Source organism: Georgenia wangjunii (genome assembly GCF_036421975.1).
Lineage (GTDB): Bacteria > Actinomycetota > Actinomycetes > Actinomycetales > Actinomycetaceae > Georgenia_A > Georgenia_A wangjunii.
In genome coordinates this window covers 358565-377863 of the sequence record NZ_JAZGON010000001.1, presented here as the reverse complement: position 1 = coordinate 377863, position 19299 = coordinate 358565, and the positions used below count along the sequence as shown (strand labels likewise).

The window sequence follows — 19299 nt, the reverse complement described above, 5'->3', positions numbered from 1 at the left end:
AGGAACGCTAGACCTGCGGACGTCTCGCGCGGGGGAGTTCGGCGGGCGAGCATGGGCGCATGAACTCCACGGGTACGACCGCCCCGGCCACCGAGCAGATCGGGACGCTCCTCATCCTCGGCGCGAGCGGTGACCTCGCCGGACGGCTGCTCCTCCCAGGGCTCGGCCGCCTCCTCGCCACCGGTCGCGCCCCGGACCTCACGCTCGTCGGCTCGGGCGTCGAGGACTGGGACGACGAGCGGTGGCGGGAGCGCCTGCGCCAGGCCTTCGCCGTCGCGCCGAGCATCGAGGTGCCGCCGTGGGAGCGCCAGGAGCCGGCGCCCGATGAACCCGGCTCCGCCACCCTGCGGCGCCTCGAGGTCGAGTCCGTCTACCTGCCGGCCGACGTCAGCCGGCGCGACGACCTCCAGCGCCTCCTCGACGCGGGCACCGGTCCCGTCGCCATCTACTTCGCGCTCCCGCCCGCCGCGACCGAGATCGCGTGCGAGACGCTCGCCGAGTGCGGCGTCCCCGCCGGCACGCGGCTCATCATGGAGAAGCCCTACGGGAGCGACGGGCCGACCGCGCGGCGCCTCAACGCCCTCGTCACCCGCATCGTCCCCGAGGACCACGTCCACCGCATCGACCACTTCCTCGGCAAGAGCACCGTGCTCAACCTCCTCGGGCTCCGGTTCGCCAACCGGATCTTCGAGCCGGTGTGGAACGCCTCCCACGTCGACGCCGTCGAGATCATCTACGACGAGGACCTCGGGCTCGAGGACCGGGCGCGCTACTACGACGCCGCCGGTGCCCTGCGGGACATGATCCAGAGCCACCTCCTCCAGGTGCTCGCGCTCGTGGCGATGGACCCCCCGGCCACGATGGGCGAGCGGGACGTGCGGGACAGGACCGCCGAGGTCCTGCGGGCGACGCGGGCGGGCGACCCCCGCGAGCACAGCCGGCGCGCCCGGTACGCGGCCGGCCGCATCGGCGAGCGCGACCTGCCCGCCTACACCGATGAGCCCGGGGTCGCGCCGGAGCGGGAGACCGAGACGCTCGCCGAGGTCACGTGCTTCATCGACTCCTGGCGGTGGAAGGGGGTGCCGTTCCTCCTCCGGTCCGCCAAGGGGATCGGCACCGCGCGCAAGGAGGTCGTCGTCACCTTCAAGACCGTCCCGCACCTGCCCCAGGGACTGACCGGGACCTCCACCCCGGCGCGGCTGCGGATCGGCCTCGGCCCGGACTGCCTCAACCTCGAGCTCGACGTCAACGGCTCGGGGGACCCGTGGAGCCTCGACCGGGTGGTCCTGTCGACGGAGTTCGGCACGGGTGAGCTCCCCGCCTACGGCGAGGTCCTCGCCGGCGTCCTCGAGGGCGACCCTCTCCTCTCCGTGCGCGGTGACGCCGTCGAGGAGTGCTGGCGCATCGTCGAACCCGTGCTGGCCGCGTGGGAGGCGGGCGAGGTCCCGCTGGCGGAGTACCCGGCGGGGGCGCCGAGCCCCTGACCCGCGGCGCCGGTGACCGCCCCGGGTACGTGGGTCCTCAGGTCCCCTCGAGCTCGACCTGCAGCGCCAGGTGGTCCGAGACGGGCAGGCGGCGTGCCTCCGCCCGGACGACGCGGGGCACTCCCGTGGACCCGAGAGCGTGGTCGAGCTGCCAGCGCGGCCGTGACGCCGGGTGGGTGCGTGCCCGGGCAAGGACCCTCAGCCCCGGCGTGCGGTCGGCGACGGCGGCCGGGAGGTTGAGGTCGCCGAGCAGGACCGCCGGGCCGCCGAGGGTCCGGAGCCAGCGGGCGGCGCGGCGGAGCTGGACGACGTTCGCCCCCGGCACGAAGGACAGGTGCGTCGAGGCGACCGTGAGCAGGCCGGCCCGGCTGCGGAGCCGCGCGGCGAGCACGACCCGCGGCTCGTCGCGCAACCAGAGGAGGAGGCGGGTGCCCGGCACGGGCACCGGGACGCGGACCGCCCGGACGGGAGGCAGGCGCAGGACGTGCCAGGACTCCACCGGCAGGCGCGAGAGGAGCGCGACGCCGTAGGCGTCCGCGGCCGCGCCTGCGTCGTCCACCGTCGCGGCGCGCCAGGAGAACCCCGGCTCGCCGATGACGGTCGGCACGAACCGCGCGTGCGCGGCTCCCATCGCCTCCGCGGCGACGGCAGTGACGTCGACGTGGTCCGAGCGCGGCTGCCCGCGGTCCACCTCTTGCAGCGCGAGCACGTCGGGGCCGAGCGAGGCGACCGCGTCAGCGAGGCGCCCGGCGTCGACCCGCAGGTCCTCGGGGCTGCGGCCGTGGAAGACGTTCCACGTCGTCAGGAGCATCAGCGGGGCTGCCCCGCGGGAGGTCGCCGGGCCCCCGGCCGGGTGCTGCCGCCGTGGGGGCGGACGCCGTCGGAGGAGTCGTCGGGCGTCGTACCGAGCCGGAGCAGGGCGCCGGCCGCCGCGCACGTGACGGCGAGGATCCCGGCGCACGCGCCGCCGTAGGCGAGGAGGAGCGCTCCCCGGCCCTGCGCGTCCACCGGGTCCCCACCGGCCCACGTGAGGGCGAGCGCGACGAGGGCGACCGCACCGGTCACTCCGGCGGCGGACAGGAGCAGCGACGTCGTCGCTGCGGTGGGGGAGTGGTCCCGTCCCGGTCCCGACGGGCCGACGACGGCGAGCGCGAGGGCCGCCGCCGCGAGGGCGACGAGGAGGCCCGCCGCGACGTCGGAGGCGCGGTGCCAACCGTTGACCATCGTCGCCAGACCCGTCCCACCGGCGTAGCCCCACCCGGCGAGGGCGGCGAGCCAGCGCCAGCGCGGCGGGGCGACGAGCACGGCGACGGCGGCGACCGACGCCGCGACCGTCGTGTGGCCGCTCGGCAGTGAGTTCGCGTGGGCGGAGTCCATCCCGACGTCCGGCCGCGTGAGGATCTCGTACTTGAGGAGCTGGGTCGCGACGTTGGCCCCACCGACCATGAGCGGCACGGCCACGGCGAGGAGCCACTGGCGGCGCAGGGCGGCCGCGGCGACGCCGGCGAGGGTGACGAGCGCGAGGAAGGGCACCGAGACGACGTCGAGGACGGCCTGCGTGCCCTCCGCCAGGCGCCAGCGCCCGATGCTCGACCCCTCGAGCGCGATCTCCTCGACCCGCTGGCCGGGCGCGGTCGTGACGAAGAGCCACCACAGCGCGAGGACGCCGAGCGCACTGAGCGCGCAGACCGCGAGCGCGAGGGCGGCCGCGCGGCGGGCTGCGCCGCGGCGGGCGGTCGAGGAGGGGGGCACCGGCACACGTTAACGCCGGCGGCCACCGTGCCGGGAATACCGTGCCCGCAGCCGAGGTTGAGCCAGTCAGACTCAAGTTCGGCCGCGCCGAGTTGACAGGATCAGCGCAGCGCGCAGACTTGAGTGCGGACGACTCAACATCTGGGCCGGGACGACCGGCTCGCACACGAAGGAGCTGTACACACATGGCACGAGCTGTCGGGATCGACCTGGGTACCACCAACTCCGTGGTCTCCGTCCTCGAGGGCGGGGAGCCGACGGTCATCGCGAACGCCGAGGGTGCGCGCACGACGCCCTCGGTCGTCGCCTTCAGCAAGTCCGGCGAGGTCCTCGTCGGCGAGGTCGCCAAGCGTCAGGCGGTGACGAACGTCGACCGCACGATCTCCTCGGTCAAGCGCCACATGGGCACCGACTGGTCCGTGGCCGTCGACGAGAAGACGTACTCCGCGCAGGAGATCTCCGCGCGCATCCTCGGCAAGCTCAAGCGCGACGCCGAGCAGTACCTCGGCGAGCCGGTGACCGACGCCGTCGTCACCGTCCCCGCCTACTTCAACGACGCCGAGCGCCAGGCGACGAAGGACGCCGGTCAGATCGCCGGCCTCAACGTCCTGCGCATCGTCAACGAGCCCACCGCCGCCGCCCTGGCCTACGGCCTCGAGCGCGGCAAGGAGGACGAGCTCATCCTCGTCTTCGACCTCGGTGGCGGCACGTTCGACGTCTCCCTCCTCGAGGTGGGCAAGGACGAGGACGAGTTCTCCACGATCCAGGTCCGCGCCACGAACGGCGACAACCGCCTCGGTGGCGACGACTGGGACCAGCGCGTCGTCGACTGGCTCGTCTCGCAGGTGAAGAACAAGGACGGGGTCGACCTGTCCAAGGACAAGATCGCCCTGCAGCGCCTGCGCGAGGCGGCCGAGCAGGCCAAGAAGGAGCTCTCGTCCACGACGAGCACGAACATCTCGCTCCAGTACCTCTCGATGAGCGAGAACGGCCCGATCCACCTCGACGAGAAGCTCACCCGCGCCCAGTTCCAGCAGATGACGGCGGACCTCATCGAGCGGACGAAGGCCCCCTTCCACTCCGTCATCGCCGACGCCGGCATCAAGGTCGAGGACATCGACCACGTCGTCCTCGTCGGTGGCTCCACCCGGATGCCCGCCGTCACGGACGTCGTCGTCGAGCTCACCGGCGGCAAGGAGCCCAACAAGGGCGTCAACCCGGACGAGGTCGTCGCCGTCGGCGCGGCCCTGCAGGCCGGCGTCATCAAGGGTGACCGCAAGGACATCCTCCTCATCGACGTCACGCCGCTCTCCCTCGGCATCGAGACCAAGGGTGGTGTCATGACCAAGCTCATCGAGCGCAACACGGCCATCCCGACGAAGCGGTCCGAGGTCTTCTCCACCGCCGAGGACAACCAGCCGAGCGTGCTCATCCAGGTGTTCCAGGGCGAGCGCGAGTTCGCGCGGGACAACAAGGCGCTCGGCACGTTCGAGCTCACGGGCATCGCCCCCGCGCCGCGCGGCATGCCGCAGATCGAGGTCACCTTCGACATCGACGCCAACGGCATCGTCCACGTCTCCGCCAAGGACCGTGGCACCGGCCAGGAGCAGTCCATGACCATCACCGGCGGCTCGGCCCTGCCCAAGGACGAGATCGACCGCATGGTCAAGGAGGCCGAGGCGCACGCCGCCGAGGACAAGAAGCGCCGTGAGGAGGCCGAGACCCGCAACACGGCCGAGCAGCTCGCCTACTCGACCGAGAAGCTCCTCAAGGACAACGCCGACAAGCTCCCCGAGGACGTGCGCACCGAGGTCCAGGGAGCCGTCGACGAGCTGAAGACGGCCCTCGAGGGCGACGACGTCGCGGCGATCTCCGCCAAGCAGGACGCCCTCAACACCGCCGCGCAGAAGATCGGCGAGGCGCTGTACGCCAACCAGCAGAGCGAGGGTGCGGCGGGCCCGCAGGGCGCGCCGGGCTTCGACGAGTCCGCCACCGGTGGGGCCGGCACCGCCGGCGGCACCGACGAGGACGTCGTCGACGCCGAGATCGTGGACGAGGACGAGGCCAAGTGACGCCCGAGCCGCAGACCCCGCCCGAGGTCCCGGACGAGCCGGTCGTCCGCGACAAGCGGCGCATCGACCCGGAGACGGGACAGGTGCGCACGCCGTCGGGCGCGACGTCACCCGAGGAGCAGGTGCCGGCCGGCGCCGAGGGTGACGTGCCCTCCGCCGGCCCAGCACCGGAGGGCGCCGGGGACGGCGTCGCGGACGGCACCCTCGCCGCGGCGAAGGCCGAGGCGGCCGACCTCGCCGAGCAGCTCGCCCGGCGCAACGCCGACCTGTACAACCTCGAGCAGGAGTACAACGGCTACGTGCGCCGGTCGAAGTCGGCGGCGGTCGAGCAGCAGCAGGCCGGCGTCGTCGCGGTCGCGGAGGCGCTCATGGGCGTCCTCGACGACATCGACCTGGCACGCGCTCACGGGGACCTCACCGGTCCGTTCGCGGCGATCGCCGAGAAGCTCGAGGCGGTCCTCGCGCAGCGGTTCGACGTCACGCGGTACGGCGCCGTCGGGGAGGAGTTCGACCCCGTGGTCCACGAGGCGCTCATGCACTCGACGGACGCCGAGGCGACGGGGACGACCGTCTCCCAGGTGCTCCAGCCGGGCTACCGGGTGGGTGAGCGCGTCCTGCGGGCGGCCCGCGTCGCGGTGACCGGCCCGGAGTAGGGTGCACCGGCCGCCGGCCCGGTCCGCGTTCGGGACCGGGCCGGCGGCGTCGTCGGGAACGATAGGCGCGGCGCTGGTCGCAGCGTCGCGAGAAGGAGGTGAGGGGCGATGACGGGTCAGGACTGGTTCGAGAAGGACTTCTACGCGGTGCTCGGTGTTCCCAAGGACGCCGACGCGGCGGCGGTCAAGAAGGCCTACCGCTCGCTCGCCCGCAAGCTCCACCCCGACCAGAACCCCGGCGACGCCCGCTCCGAGGCGCGGTTCAAGGAGGTCGGTGAGGCCTACGCCGTGCTCTCCGACCCGGAGCAGCGCAAGCAGTACGACGCCGTGCGGGCCATGGCCGGCGGCGGGGCGCGGTTCTCCGCCGGCGCCGGTGGCGCGGGCGGTGCCGCAGGCTTCGAGGACCTCTTCGGCGGCATGTTCGGTGCGGGCGCTCCGGGAGGTGCCGGGCCGCGGGTGCGCTACTCCACCAGCGGAGGCGGCGGTGGTGGTTTCGAGGACATCCTCTCGGGGATGTTCAACGGCGGCGGTGGCGGGTTCGGCGGCCGGCCGCGGGGACCGCGCAAGGGCGCGGACATCGCGACGAGCGCGCGGCTCCCGTTCCGCCAGGCGGTCGAGGGCGCGACGGTCCAGCTGACGACGAGCGGGCGCACCATGACGGTCCGCATCCCGCCCGGGGTGCAGGACGGGCAGAAGATCCGCCTGCGCGGCAAGGGCAACCCCGGCGCCGCCGGGGGCGAGCCGGGTGACATGGTCGTCACGGTCGCTGTCGAGCCGCACCCCGTGTTCGCGCTCGAGGGCCGCAACCTGCGCGTCACCGTCCCGGTGACGTTCGCCGAGGCGTCGCTCGGGGCGAGCATCGACGTGCCGACGCTCGACGGCGAGAGCGTACGGGTCAAGGTCCCGGCGGGGACGCCGTCGGGACGGACGCTGCGCGTCAAGGGGCACGGCGTGAGCACGGGCAACGAGGTCGGTGACCTGCTCGTCACCGTCACCGTGGCCGTGCCGAAGAACCTGCGCGGCAAGGCGAAGGACGCCGTCGAGGCGTTCGCCGCCGCGACCGAGGGGGAGGACCCGCGGGCCGAGCTCCGCGCGCAGGCCGTGCGCTGAGGCCCCGAGCGAGCTGAGGAGGAGTGATGGCAGTGCAGGGACGTGAGGACGTGCCCATCTTCGTCATCTCCGTGGCCGCGGAGCTGGCGAACATGCACCCCCAGACGCTGCGCCAGTACGACCGCCTCGGCATCGTCTCCCCCCAGCGCACCCGCGGCCGCGGTCGGCGTTACTCCGCGCGCGACGTCGCGCTCCTGCGCGAGGTGCAGCGCCTCTCCCAGGAGGAGGGCGTCAACCTCGCCGGGATCAAGCGGATCCTCGACCTCGAGCGCGAGCTCGCGCGCACCCGTGCCGAGAACGAGCTCCTGCGCGCCCGGGCGGCTGCGGACCAGCGCGTCTTCGCGGCCGGGCCCAGCGGCGAGGTGAGCGAGCTGCGCCGCGGGCGACGCGCCGAGCGCCGGCAGGTCGGCGCCCTCGTCCTCTGGCGGCCGCCGCACGCGCGCTGAGCCGGGGCGGGGTGGCTCGCGCGTGCACCGACGACCGCCGGACGTGCGCTGAGCCGGGGGCCGGGGGCCGGGGGCCTGCGCGTGCTCTGGCGCCCCCGCACGCGCGCTCGGCCTCGGCGACGTGGCTAGCGCGGGCTCCGACCACCGCCGCGCGTGCGCTCGGCCTGGCATGCTTCGGAGGGGGCGCCCTGCGTTCCCGCGCCAGGACGACGACCAAGGGATGACCATGAGCACGCCCAACAACGACAGCCCGCGCCCGGACGAGGGCGCCGCGCCCGGACCCGGGCCGTACGGCCCGCCCGCCACCGGTCCCGCGGACGAGCCGCGCTACGGCCGCCGCCTGCCCGAGGGCGAGCGCCCCACGTACGGCCAGGGGGACCAGGGCCAGCCCGCCTACGGCCAGCCCGCCGGACCGCCCTCCTACGGCCAGCCGTCCGGACCGCCGTCCTACGGCCAGCCGTCCGGCGCGCCGTCCTACGGCGAGCCGTCCGGCCCGCCGTCGTACGGGCAGGGTGGGCAGGGCCAACAGGGGTACGGCCAGCCTGCCTACCCGGGCGGCTACGGCGGCGCCCCGCAGGGCCCCAGGCCCAAGCGCAAGGGAGCGGTCATCACGCTCGTCATCGGTGCGCTGCTCCTCATCCTCGGGCCCATCATCGGCTTCGCGGTGGCCGCTGCCGGGAGCGCCGGAGCCATCGGCGACATCGCCAACGACGGCGTGACGGTCGCCAACCCGGGCATGGTCGACCTCCCGGCGGACGCCGAGCGCGTCGTCTACCGCGAGAGCCTCGCCTCGGACGCCAACTTCACGTGCGACATCACCGGCCCGGACGGTCAGCCCGTGCCGAGCACGGAGGCCGACGCCAACGGCCAGGGCATCGACGGCCAGACCGTCCTCTACGGCGTCGAGTTCACGACCGGTGAGGCGGGGACCTACACGATCGACTGCGACCTCCCGCCGTCGGCCGACCAGACCCTCCTCGTCACGCCCCCGCTCGACATCGGCGGGCTCATCGGCGCCGGTATCGCCTTCATCGTCGGCCTCGGGGTCGGCTTCCTCGGCTTCATCGTGCTCATCATCGGCATCGTGTGGCTCGTGCGCGTCAACAAGAAGATCCGCAACAGCCAGTACTGACACCGGCCGCGAGCACGTTCGGGCGGCGTCGGCCGCCGCCACTCGGAAGACCGCACCCTTCTGGGCGGGCACCGCTGATCAAGGGTGCGGTCTCACCCACAAGGGTGCGGTCTCACGCGCGCCTGCCGTCCGCCCCCCGCGCTCCCTGGCGTGCCCGACGCCTCGCGCGCCGGTGGAGGCAGCGCCTCAGCCACCGAGGCGCTGCCAGAGGAACTCGTACGCGAGCGCCGCCATGTGCGCGGACTGGGCGTTCGTCGCCGCGCCGCCGTGGCCGCCCTCGATGTTCTCGTAGTACGTGACGTCCTTGCCCGCCTCGAGCATGAGCGCGGCCATCTTGCGGGCGTGCCCCGGATGGACGCGGTCGTCGCGGGTCGACGTCGTGAAGAGGATCGGCGGGTACCCCGCCTCCGCAGCGAAGCGGTGGTAGGGGGAGAACGTCTTGATGAACTCCCACTGCGCGTCGTCGTCGGGGTCGCCGTACTCGGCCATCCACGAGGCGCCGGCGAGGAGGTGGCTGTACCGCTTCATGTCGAGGAGCGGCACCTGGCACACGATCGCCCCGAACAGCTCGGGGTAGCCGGTGAGCATGTTGCCCATGAGGAGCCCGCCGTTCGAGCCGCCCTGCGCGCCGAGGTGCGCCGCGTCGGTGACGCCCCGGGCGATGAGGTCCCGCGCGACGGCGGCGAAGTCCTCGTACGCGCGGTGCCGCTTCTCCTTGAGCGCCGCCTGGTGCCAGCGCGGTCCGTACTCCCCTCCCCCGCGGATGTTGGCGACGACGTAGACGCCGCCCCGCTCGAGCCACGCGCGGCCGGTCGCGCCGGAGTAGCCCGGCAGACGCGAGATCTCGAAGCCGCCGTACCCGGACAGCAGAGTCGGCCGCGGTGCGGCGTCGCCGTCCTCGGCGAGCGGTGCGGGGGAGACCTGGAAGTACGGCACCCGGGTGCCGTCGTCGGAGACGGCGAAGTGCTGGGAGACGTCGAGCCCCGCCACGTCGAAGTAGGACGGCATGGCCTTGAGCGGCTCGAGCGCGACGGTCGCACCGTCGGCGTCGAGGTCGAGGCGCGAGAGCGTCGTCGGGGTGAGGAAGCCCGAGGCGGTGAGCCACAGGGCGTCGGAGGTGTCCGCGTCGATGGCGCCGACGGCGATCGTCGCGAGCCGCGGTGCCTGCCACGCGGCCGTGCCCGACGCGGTGAGGTCGAGCCGGCGACGGCGCCAGGCCCGGTCCTGCGCGTCGGGCGCCGGCGCGGTGAGGACCTCGAGCTGGTTGCTCACGTGCTCGAGGACGTTGAGGACGAGGTGGTGGCGCGTCCACGTCGCGCCGACGAGCGACGTCGCCTCGGTCGGTGCGAAGAGCACCTCGAAGTCGCGCCCACCGGCGAGGAAGTCCTCGAGCGTCATCGCGAGCAGGCTGCCGCCGGGGTAGGACCGGCCACCGACCTCCCACTCCTCACGCAGCTCGACCGTGAGCCACTCGCGGTGGAGGTCGGGCTCGGCGGAGCGGGGGACCTCGATGAGGCGGAGCGCGCCGTCCGCGCCGAGGAGATACATCTCGGCGTCGTAGAAGGCGTAGGAACGGACGACGACGTCCCGCTCGAAGCCGGGCGTGAAGTCGTGGCCGGCGCCGATCGACAGGTCGGTGGCGTTCCCGGCGAAGACCTCCGGCGCCTGCTCCAGCGGCGTCCCGCGCCGCCAGCGGCGGACGGTGCGCGGGTAGCCGGACGTCGTCATCGAGCCCTCGCCGAAGTCCGTGTAGACGAAGACCTCGTCCCCGGTCGAGTCTGCCCAGGACATGCCGCCCTTGGACTCGGAGCGGGTGAAGCCGTCGGTGACGAACGTGCGCGTCGTCAGGTCGAGCTCGCGCGTGACGTCGGCGTCGGAGCCGCCGCGGGAGAGCGAGACGAGGGCGCGGTCGTAGCTCGGGCGCAGGACGGTCGCGCCGTGCCACACCCAGGCCACGCCCTCCTCCGCGCCGAGCGCGTCGACGTCGAGGAGGACCTCCCACTCGGGCTCGGCGGTGCGGTAGGACTCCCACGTGGTGCGGCGCCACAGGCCCCGCTCGTGCTCGGCGTCGGTCCAGAAGTTGTAGAGGAACTCGCCGCGCTGGACGACGCCGGGGATCTTGTCCGTGGAGTCGAGGACCTCGAGCGTGCCGGAGCGGATCTCCTCGAAGCGCTCGGACGCGGCGAGGGCCTGCGTGGCGTGGGCGTTGCGCTCACGCACCCAGGCGAGCTGCGCCTCGCCCTCGACGTCCTCGAGCCATGCGTGGGTGTCGAGGGGCACGGGGTCGGCTGCCCCGGGGGCGGTGGGGGTGGTGGTGGCCGCGTCGGGCTCGATGTGTGTCACGCGGCCCATCCCATCACGCACTCGCGCGCGAGTGCCCCGCACCGGTGCCTTCGGTCGTCCTCGGCACGGGCGCCGACCGGGGGAGCGGGGTGGGGCGGCGTCCGCGTGCGAGGGCCGTGCGTCCGCGCCACCCTGGGTCTCCCGCCCCACCGGTGCCCGCGTGGTCGGCGCCGAGGAACCAAGGAGGAGACGTGTCAGCAGAGCCGAACCCCATCGACGAGGCCACGGGGAACGTCCCGCGCCGGATCATCATCACCGGTTCCGACTCCGGCATCGGCCGGGCGACCGCCGTGGCGCTCGCGGCGCCCGGGCGCCACGTCGGCATCACGTGGCACACGGACGAGGAGGGCGCCGAGCGCACGGCGGAGGAGGTGCGTGCGGCGGGCGCCGAGGCGTACGTGCGCCACCTCGACCTCACTGACCCGGAGACGGGCGGCGCCGTCGTCGACGCGCTCGCCGGCGCCATGGGCGGGCTCGACACCCTTGTCCTCAACTCGGGCACGGGCACGTCGACGCTCCTGCTCGACCTCGACTTCGCCACGTGGCGCGAGGTGGTCTCCGTCGACCTCGACGGGGCGTTCTCCTGCCTCCAGGCCGGAGCCCGGCACATGGTCGAGGCGGCGCGCGGCGGGCGCATCGTCGCCATCACGAGCGTCCACGAGCACGCCCCCAAGATCGGCGCCGCGCCCTACTGCGCGGCCAAGGGCGGCCTCGGCCTCCTCGTGCGGGTCGCCGCCCTCGAGCTCGCCGAGCACGGCATCACGGTCAACGCCGTCGCGCCGGGACTCATCGCGACGCCGATGACGGGGATGACTGACGAGTCGGTGCTCGCGGGCGGGGAGAAGGCCACGCCCGGCATCCCGGTCGGCCGGCCCGGGGACGCGCGCGAGATCGCCGCCGTCGTCCGCTTCCTCTGCTCGCCTGAGGCGTCCTACGTCAACGGGGCGTCCTGGCCCGTCGACGGCGGGATGCTTCAGATGGGCCCGATGGCCGGCGCCGCCCTCGAGTCCGACGACTGGCGCCGGCCCTAGGAGAGGCCGACCCCGGACATGCCGACGGCGGCGGGCGTGGTGCCCGCCGCCGTCGAACCGCATGACCGGGCGCTCGCCCGGCCTCCGGTGAGGGCTACCCGCCGATCTTCTTGTCCGCGGCGTCGCGGCCCTTGTCGATCTTGTCGCCGTGCTTGCCGCCGGTCTTGTCGTCTGCGAAGTCCGACCCCTTGTCGAGCGCGCTGTCGCTCGCCTGCTCGCCCTTCTCGCCGCCGAGCGCGTCCTTCGCCTTGTCGCCGATACCCATCTCGGTTCCTTCCGTCGCGGCACCGCCGCCTGCGGTGCTCCTCCTCGAGCGTGCGCGCCGCGGCCGGGGTCGGCAACCGGAGCGGAGCGGCCCGGCCAGGGGGAGTGCCCCGCCGTCGAGGCGGCTAGCCTCGGGCGATGAGCGAGCTCCACGACCTCAGCGCCCTCGACCTCGCCGCCGCGGTCCGGGCCGGTGCCGTCAGCCCGACCGAGGTCCTCGAGCACACCCTCGAGCGGGCACGCCGGATCGGGCCCACGGTGGGCGCGTTCGTCCACGTGGCCGAGGAGCACGCCCGCGAGCAGGCACGCGCGGCGGCGGAGCACCTCGCCCGCCGGGGCGCCGAGGACGACCCGCTCCCGCCCTTCCTCGGCGTCCCGTGCCCCGTCAAGGACCTGACGATGGTGGCCGGGTTGCCCTTCGAGGCCGGTAGCGCCGCGCTCGCGGGCTACGTCGCCCCGGCCGACGACGGCGTCACCACTCTCCTGCGTGAGGCCGGCACGCTCATGGTCGGCAAGACGACGACGCCCGAGCTCGGCCTCCCGCCGTACACCGAGCCCGACGTCGCAGCCCCGGCGCGCACGCCGTGGGACCTCGCGCGCGGCGCCGGGGGCTCGAGCGGCGGCGCCGCGGCGGCGGTCGCCGCGGGCATCGTCCCCGTCGCGCACGGCAACGACGGCGGCGGCTCGATCCGCATCCCCGCCGCCGTGTGCGGGCTCGTCGGGCTCAAGCCGTCGCGCGGGCGGGTGTCGAAGGGGCCGCTCGGCGTCGACGGTGCCGGGCTCACCGCCGACGGCGTCCTCACCCGGACCGTCCGCGACACGGCCGCGTTCCTCGACGTCCTCGCCCGGCCCTGGCCCGGCGACCCCTACGTGCTCCCGCCGCCCGGGACGACCTACCTCGACGCGTGCGACCGGGGCCCGGGCGCCTTGCGGATCGGCGTCCTCCTCGAGCCGGTCAACGTCGCGGGCGCCCCGGTGCATCCCGCCGCCGTCGCCGCCGTCGAGCGGGCCGTCCGGCTGCTCGAGGAGCTCGGGCACCACGTCGAGCCGACCGTCGTCCCCTTCACCCCCGAGCAGTGGGACGCCTTCCGCCCGCTGTGGGCGGTCGGGGCGCTCTCGGCCCCGGTCCCACCCGAGCGCGACGGGCTCCTCGTGCCGCTCACCCGCTGGATGCGCGACCAGGGCCGCACGGTCACCGCCCTCGAGCACGCCGAGGCCCTCGGGGCGGTCCAGCGCCTCGCCCGGCAGGCGGCGACGACGTGGGCAGGGCTCGACGTCGTCCTCACTCCGACGCTCGCCCAGCCGCCGGTCCCGGTCGGAGCCATGCGCGACGACGCGGACCCGGTGGCCGACTTCGAGGCGCAGAAGGCCTTCACCCCATGGACGAGCGCGTGGAACATCACGGGCGCGCCGGCCATCTCGGTCCCCCTCCACCGAGCGGACGTCGACGGCGCCCGGCTGCCCTTCGGGGTCCAGCTCGGCGCCGTCGGGACCGGGCAGGAGGAGCTGCTCCTCGCCCTCGCCGCGCAGCTCGAGGAGGCGGACCCGTGGCCGGCGTTCGCGCCCGGGGTCGCGTAGGGGGCGTCAGGCGCCCGCCGGGAGGTGATCCGCCACGAAGGTGGCGACGTCGGCGAGCAGGGCGCGCGTCGCGGGCGCACGCACGCGGTGGATGGGTGCGGAACAAGGTTGAGCGGAATAGACTCAACTCACGCGCGTTGCACACATCAGAACCCCATCCCTGATGCTCCGGAGGTCTTGATGGACAAGCTCACGACCAAGTCGCAGGAGGCGATCGCCGCGGCGATCCAGTCGGCGTCGGCGGCCGGCAACCCGGCCCTCGAGCCGGTGCACCTGCTCGCCGCGCTGCTCGCCCAGGACGGCGGGGTCGCGTCCGGGCTGCTCGACGCCGTCGGCGCGGACCGTCGCGCCGTGGCCGAGCGGACGCGCGCGGCCGTCGCCGCGCTGCCGAACGCCTCGGGCGCCTCGGTGGCCCAGCCGCAGACGTCGCGCGCCATGATGAACGTCATCACCCAGGCCGGCGAGGAGGCCACGGCGCTCGGGGACGAGTACGTCTCCACCGAGCACCTCCTCCTCGGCCTGGCCCGCAGCACCGGGCCGGCGGGCGACATCCTGCGCACGGCCGGCGCGGGGCGGGACGCCCTCGCGTCCGCGCTGCCCGCCGTCCGCGGCACCGCCAAGGTGACGAGCCCGGACCCCGAGGGGACGTACAAGGCGCTGGAGAAGTACGGCCAGGACATGACTGCCGCCGCCCGCGACGGCAAGCTCGACCCCGTCATCGGCCGCGACTCCGAGATCCGGCGCGTCGTCCAGGTCCTGTCGCGCCGGACGAAGAACAACCCCGTCCTCATCGGTGAGCCCGGTGTCGGCAAGACGGCCGTCGTCGAGGGCCTCGCCCAGCGCATCGTCGACGGCGACGTGCCCGAGTCGCTGCGCAACAAGCGCCTCATCGCCCTCGACCTCGCCGCGATGGTCGCCGGGGCGAAGTACCGCGGCGAGTTCGAGGAGCGCCTCAAGGCGGTCCTCGAGGAGATCAAGTCCGCCGAGGGGGAGGTCGTCACGTTCATCGACGAGCTCCACACCGTCGTCGGCGCCGGCGCGGGGGGTGACTCGGCCATGGATGCCGGGAACATGCTCAAGCCCATGCTCGCGCGCGGCGAGCTCCGGCTCGTCGGTGCGACGACGCTCGACGAGTACCGCGAGCGCATCGAGAAGGACCCGGCGCTCGAGCGGCGGTTCCAGCAGGTGTTCGTCGGTGAGCCCTCGGTCGAGGACACCGTCGCCATCCTGCGCGGCATCGCGCCCAAGTACGAGGCGCACCACAAGGTGACGATCTCCGACGGCGCGCTCGTCGCCGCGGCGACCCTCTCCGACCGCTACATCACCGGCCGCCAGCTCCCGGACAAGGCCATCGACCTCGTCGACGAGGCCGCGTCCCGCCTCCGCATGGAGCTCGACTCCTCCCCGGAGGAGATCGACGTCCTGCGCCGCGCCGTCGACCGCCTCCGGATGGAGGAGGCCTACCTCGCCGAGTCCGACGACGACGCCTCCCGCGAGCGGCTCGAGCGGCTGCGCGAGGACCTCGCCGACCGGGAGGAGGAGCTCGCCGCGCTCAACGCGCGGTGGGAGAACGAGAAGGCGGGGCACAACCGGGTCGGTGACCTGCGCGTGCGCCTCGACGACCTGCGCACCCAGCTCGACCGTGCGATCCGCGAGGGCCGCTACGAGGACGCCGGCCGCCTGCAGAACGGCGAGATCCCCGCCGTCGAGCGGGAGATCGCCGCCGCCGAGGCCGCTGAGGACGTGCGCGCCGCGGACGAGTCGGCGCAGACCCCGATGATCGCGGACAAGGTCTCCGCCGAGGAGGTCGCCGAGGTCGTCGGCGCGTGGACCGGCATCCCCGTCGGACGCCTCCTCCAGGGCGAGACGGAGAAGCTCCTGCGCATGGAGGACGTCATCGGTGAGCGGCTCATCGGCCAGCGCCAGGCGGTGCGGGCGGTCTCCGACGCCGTCCGGCGCTCGCGCGCCGGGGTGTCCGACCCCGACCGGCCCACCGGCTCGTTCCTCTTCCTCGGGCCGACCGGCGTCGGCAAGACCGAGCTCGCGAAGGCGCTCGCGGACTTCCTCTTCGACGACGAGCGCGCGATCGTGCGCATCGACATGAGCGAGTACGCGGAGAAGCACTCCGTCGCCCGGCTCGTCGGTGCCCCTCCCGGCTACGTCGGGTACGAGGAGGGTGGCCAGCTCACCGAGGCCGTCCGCCGGCGCCCCTACTCCGTCGTCCTCCTCGACGAGGTCGAGAAGGCCCACCCCGAGGTCTTCGACATCCTCCTCCAGGTGCTCGACGACGGCCGCCTCACCGACGGTCAGGGCCGCACGGTCGACTTCCGCAACGTCATCCTCGTGCTGACCTCGAACCTCGGCTCGCAGTTCCTCGTCGACCCGATGATGGCGGACGACGCCAAGCGGGACGCCGTCATGGGCGCCGTGCGCGGCGCGTTCAAGCCGGAGTTCCTCAACCGGCTCGACGACGTCGTCCTCTTCGACGCCCTCAGCCTCGCCGAGCTCAGCTCGATCGTCACGCTCCAGATCGACCGGCTCGCCGCGCGCCTCGCGGACCGCAGGTTGCGGCTCGAGGTGACGCCGGCCGCCGCGGAGTGGCTCGCGCTCGAGGGCTTCGACCCGGCGTACGGCGCCCGGCCGCTGCGCCGGCTCGTGCAGACCGCCATCGGTGACCAGCTCGCCAGGCTCATGCTCGGCGGCCAGGTCCACGACGGCGACCTCGTCGTCGTCGACCGCGCCCCGGACGGGGAGCCGGGCCTCGTCCTCGAGCCGCGGGCGGCGGACGTCCCGAGCGCCCGCTCCGCCGTCTGACGCCCGCACCCGGGGCCGCCGGGCCGTCCCGGCGGCCCGGGGTGGGCGATGGATGGCACCCTGGAGGGGTGAGCCCCGCAACCTTCAGCGCACTCGACGCCATCGACTTCCCCCACGCCGTCGTCGTCACCGACGCCGAGCGCGTCCGGGCCGCCCACGGCCCGGACAGCACGATCTTCCCCTGGGCGTCGGTGACGAAGCTCGTCACCGCCATGGCCACGCTCGTCGCCGTCGAGCGGCACCTCGTCGACCTCGACGAGGCCGCCGGCCCCGAGGGGGCGACGGTGCGGCACCTCCTCGCGCACGCCTCGGGCGTCCCGTTCGGCGGGGGTGACGTCATCGCCAAGCCCGGGGACCGTCGGATCTACAGCAACTACGGGTTCGAGCTCCTCGCCGACCACGTCGCCTTCGCCGTCGGGACGGACTTCCCCGAGTGGGCGGAGGAGAGCGTCCTCGTCCCGCTCGGCATGAGCACCGTCGTCATCGACGGCTCCGCGGCGCACGCCGGCAGCGGCTCCGCGGCCGACCTCGCCGCGCTCGGCCGGGAGCTCCTCGTGCCGACGCTGGTGAGTCCCGAGCTCCACGGCGAGGCCACGCGCGTCGTCTTTCCCGGCCTCACCGGCGTCCTGCCCGGGTTCGGCCGGCAGAAGGAGAACGACTGGGGGCTCGGGCTCGAGGTGCGCGGCGCCAAGACCCCGCACTGGACCGGCGCGGAGAACGACCCCGCGACCTTCGGTCACTTCGGCCAGTCGGGCAGCTTCCTGTGGGTCGACCCGCGCGCCGGTCTCGCCACCGCCTTCCTCGGCGCCTCCCCCTTCGGGGACTGGGCCGCCCAGGTGTGGCCGCGCCTGTCCGACGACGTCCTCGCCGCGGCGCGCGACGGCGCGCTCTGACCGGACCGACCCCGGCCGGTCAGGACACGTGGTCGAGGTCGACGACGACGGGCACGTGATCGCTCGCGCCCTTCCCCTTTCGCTCGTCCCGGTCGATGCGCGCTCCGGTGACCCGGGCGGCGAGGGCGGGGGAGGCGAGGACGAGGTCGATGCGCATGCCCTCGTTCCGCGGGAAGCGGAGCCGCTGGTAGTCCCAGTACGTGAAGGCCCGCGGGGTGTGGGCGCGCGTGACGTCGGTGAAGCCGACGTCGCCGAGGGCGGCGAGCGCCGCGCGCTCGGCGGGGGAGACGTGCGTCGACCCGGTGAAGGCGGTGATGTCCCAGACGTCCTCGTCGAGCGGGGCGACGTTCCAGTCCCCGACGAGCGCCACCTGCGCGGTGGGGTCGGCGGCGAGCCACGCCCCCGCGGCGGCACGCAGGGCCGTGAGCCACTCGAGCTTGTACACGTAGTGCGGGTCGCCGAGCTCGCGGCCGTTGGGCACGTACAGGCTCCACACCTTGACGCCGGCGACGCTCACCCCGAGGGCGCGGGCCTCGGCGGCGGCCGGGTCGCCCCACGTCGGCATCCCCGGGAAGCCGACCTCGACGTCGGACAGGCCCACGCGGGACACGACGGCGACGCCGTTCCACTGGCTCAGCCCGTGGAGGGCGACCTCGTAGCCCGCGGCCGTGAACGCCTCGAGCGGGAACTGCTCGTCCCTGCACTTCGTCTCCTGCATGGCGAGCACGTCGGTCCCCGAGCGTTCGAGGAAGCCGACGACCCGGTCCACCCGGGTCCGGATCGAGTTGACGTTCCACGTCGCTAGCCGCATGCGCACGACCGTATCCCGCTGCCCGCGGCCCTACGCTGAGGACATGGCACGCAGAGGTACGGCACTGGTCACCGGCGCGACCTCGGGGATCGGGCTGGAGATCGCCTGGGTCCTTGCCGCCGCCCACCACGACCTCGTGCTCGTGGCGCGTGACGTCGACCGGCTCGAGCAGGTCGCGCGCCAGATCCGGGCGGCGGCGGCCGTCCACGTCGAGATCCTGCCCGCGGACCTCGCGGTCGCCGAGCAGGTCGACGTCGTGGCTGACCGGCTGCGCAGCGACGAGCGGCCCGTCGGGCTCCTCGTCAACAACGCGGGCTTCGGCCTGCGGCAGCGCTTTCCCGACGGTGACCTCGCGCGCGAGAAGGTGGCGCTCGACGTCATGGTCCGCGCCGTCATGGTCCTCAGCCACGCCGCCGCGGGCGCCATGGTGCGCCGCGGGCGCGGCGCCGTCCTCAACGTCTCCTCCGCCGCGGCCCTGACGGTCATGGGGACCTACGCCGCCCACAAGGCGTGGGTGCGTACCTTCACCGAGGCTCTCGCCGCCGAGCTCGCCGGCACCGGCGTCACCGCGACCGTCCTGTGCCCCGGTCTCGTGCGCACCGAGTTCCACGACCGGGCGCGCATGCGTACCGACGCCTGGCCGGACGTCGCGTGGCTCGACGCCGCACGCGTCGCCGAGGCGGGCCTCGCCGGGGTGCGCCGCGGCGCCGTCGTCGTCACGCCCTCGGTGCGCTACCGCGCCGTCTCGGCCTTCCTGCGCCTTGCCCCGCGCCCGCTCGTGCGCTCCGTGGCAGGCCCGGGGCGCCGCCGCGCGGCGCTGGGCGGCGAATGACGCAGCGCTGCCGGGTCGCGGCGCCGAGCGGGGCTGGCGCGGCGCTGGGCGCGCACGGACGCGGTCGGGGCCGGCCGGTACCCT

16 protein-coding genes are annotated in these 19299 nt (G+C 74.3%); 11 read left to right on the top strand and 5 right to left on the bottom strand.

Features of this window, described 5'->3' with window-relative positions; genetic code table 11:
• Nucleotides 1-59: 59 nt before the first annotated feature.
• Nucleotides 60-1484 (top strand): glucose-6-phosphate dehydrogenase, encoded by a 1425-nt coding sequence (locus V2J63_RS01665; protein ID WP_331229236.1) that lies wholly within the window; start codon nucleotides 60-62, stop codon nucleotides 1482-1484.
• Nucleotides 1485-1521: 37 nt separating this feature from the next.
• On the opposite strand, the gene V2J63_RS01660 is transcribed toward V2J63_RS01665, so the two are convergent.
• Nucleotides 1522-2295: an endonuclease/exonuclease/phosphatase family protein gene (locus V2J63_RS01660; protein WP_331229235.1), complete on the bottom strand. Its 774-nt coding sequence runs from the start codon at nucleotides 2293-2295 to the stop codon at nucleotides 1522-1524.
• Entirely contained in the window at nucleotides 2295-3236 is a 942-nt protein-coding gene (locus V2J63_RS01655; protein ID WP_331229234.1) for a phosphatase PAP2 family protein, read from the bottom strand. Before V2J63_RS01655 ends, V2J63_RS01660 begins: the two co-directional genes overlap by 1 nt.
• Before the next feature lie 185 nt (nucleotides 3237-3421).
• On the opposite strand from V2J63_RS01655, the gene dnaK reads away from it, so the two are divergent.
• The 5 genes from dnaK (at nucleotide 3422) to V2J63_RS01630 (ending at nucleotide 8649) form a co-directional block, all read left to right on the top strand.
• Complete coding sequence (gene dnaK / locus V2J63_RS01650) at nucleotides 3422-5308, top strand: molecular chaperone DnaK (protein WP_331229233.1); 1887 nt, start codon at nucleotides 3422-3424, stop codon at nucleotides 5306-5308.
• On the top strand, nucleotides 5305-5961 hold the full coding sequence (grpE, locus tag V2J63_RS01645; protein ID WP_331229232.1) for a nucleotide exchange factor GrpE: 657 nt from the start codon (nucleotides 5305-5307) through the stop codon (nucleotides 5959-5961). The genes dnaK and grpE overlap by 4 nt, the downstream gene beginning before the upstream one ends.
• 108 nt (nucleotides 5962-6069) lie before the next feature.
• Nucleotides 6070-7071, top strand: coding sequence for a DnaJ C-terminal domain-containing protein (locus V2J63_RS01640; RefSeq protein ID WP_331229231.1), 1002 nt, complete (start codon nucleotides 6070-6072; stop codon nucleotides 7069-7071).
• 26 nt (nucleotides 7072-7097) lie between these two features.
• The gene (locus V2J63_RS01635) at nucleotides 7098-7517 is read left to right on the top strand and encodes a heat shock protein transcriptional repressor HspR (protein WP_331229230.1); all 420 of its coding nucleotides are present in this window, start codon (nucleotides 7098-7100) and stop codon (nucleotides 7515-7517) included.
• Nucleotides 7518-7743: 226 nt separating this feature from the next.
• Nucleotides 7744-8649 (top strand): hypothetical protein, encoded by a 906-nt coding sequence (locus tag V2J63_RS01630; protein WP_331229229.1) that lies wholly within the window; start codon nucleotides 7744-7746, stop codon nucleotides 8647-8649.
• A 186-nt stretch (nucleotides 8650-8835) separates the two neighbouring features.
• Here the strand turns inward: V2J63_RS01630 and V2J63_RS01625 are convergent, their stop codons facing one another.
• Complete coding sequence (locus V2J63_RS01625) at nucleotides 8836-10929, bottom strand: prolyl oligopeptidase family serine peptidase (RefSeq protein WP_491062211.1); 2094 nt, start codon at nucleotides 10927-10929, stop codon at nucleotides 8836-8838.
• A 254-nt stretch (nucleotides 10930-11183) separates the two neighbouring features.
• On the opposite strand from V2J63_RS01625, the gene V2J63_RS01620 reads away from it, so the two are divergent.
• A complete protein-coding gene (locus tag V2J63_RS01620) occupies nucleotides 11184-12023 on the top strand; it encodes an SDR family oxidoreductase (protein ID WP_331229227.1) in 840 nt (279 codons plus the stop codon).
• Between the two features lie 94 nt (nucleotides 12024-12117).
• On the opposite strand, the gene V2J63_RS01615 is transcribed toward V2J63_RS01620, so the two are convergent.
• On the bottom strand, nucleotides 12118-12288 hold the full coding sequence (locus V2J63_RS01615; RefSeq protein WP_331229226.1) for an antitoxin: 171 nt from the start codon (nucleotides 12286-12288) through the stop codon (nucleotides 12118-12120).
• A gap of 137 nt (nucleotides 12289-12425) precedes the next feature.
• On the opposite strand from V2J63_RS01615, the gene V2J63_RS01610 reads away from it, so the two are divergent.
• The 3 genes from V2J63_RS01610 (at nucleotide 12426) to V2J63_RS01600 (ending at nucleotide 17572) form a co-directional block, all read left to right on the top strand.
• Complete coding sequence (locus V2J63_RS01610; protein ID WP_331229225.1) at nucleotides 12426-13865, top strand: amidase; 1440 nt, start codon at nucleotides 12426-12428, stop codon at nucleotides 13863-13865.
• Nucleotides 13866-14045: 180 nt separating this feature from the next.
• Nucleotides 14046-16679 (top strand): ATP-dependent chaperone ClpB, encoded by a 2634-nt coding sequence (gene clpB / locus V2J63_RS01605; RefSeq protein WP_331229224.1) that lies wholly within the window; start codon nucleotides 14046-14048, stop codon nucleotides 16677-16679.
• 68 nt (nucleotides 16680-16747) lie between these two features.
• Nucleotides 16748-17572 (top strand): serine hydrolase domain-containing protein, encoded by an 825-nt coding sequence (locus tag V2J63_RS01600; protein WP_331229223.1) that lies wholly within the window; start codon nucleotides 16748-16750, stop codon nucleotides 17570-17572.
• Nucleotides 17573-17591: 19 nt separating this feature from the next.
• Here the strand turns inward: V2J63_RS01600 and V2J63_RS01595 are convergent, their stop codons facing one another.
• The gene (locus tag V2J63_RS01595; protein WP_331229222.1) at nucleotides 17592-18383 is read right to left on the bottom strand and encodes an exodeoxyribonuclease III; all 792 of its coding nucleotides are present in this window, start codon (nucleotides 18381-18383) and stop codon (nucleotides 17592-17594) included.
• Between the two features lie 43 nt (nucleotides 18384-18426).
• Here V2J63_RS01595 and V2J63_RS01590 point away from each other — a divergent pair, with 43 nt between their 5' ends.
• Nucleotides 18427-19215, top strand: coding sequence for an SDR family NAD(P)-dependent oxidoreductase (locus V2J63_RS01590; protein ID WP_331229221.1), 789 nt, complete (start codon nucleotides 18427-18429; stop codon nucleotides 19213-19215).
• The last annotated feature ends 84 nt before the right edge of the window (nucleotides 19216-19299 follow it).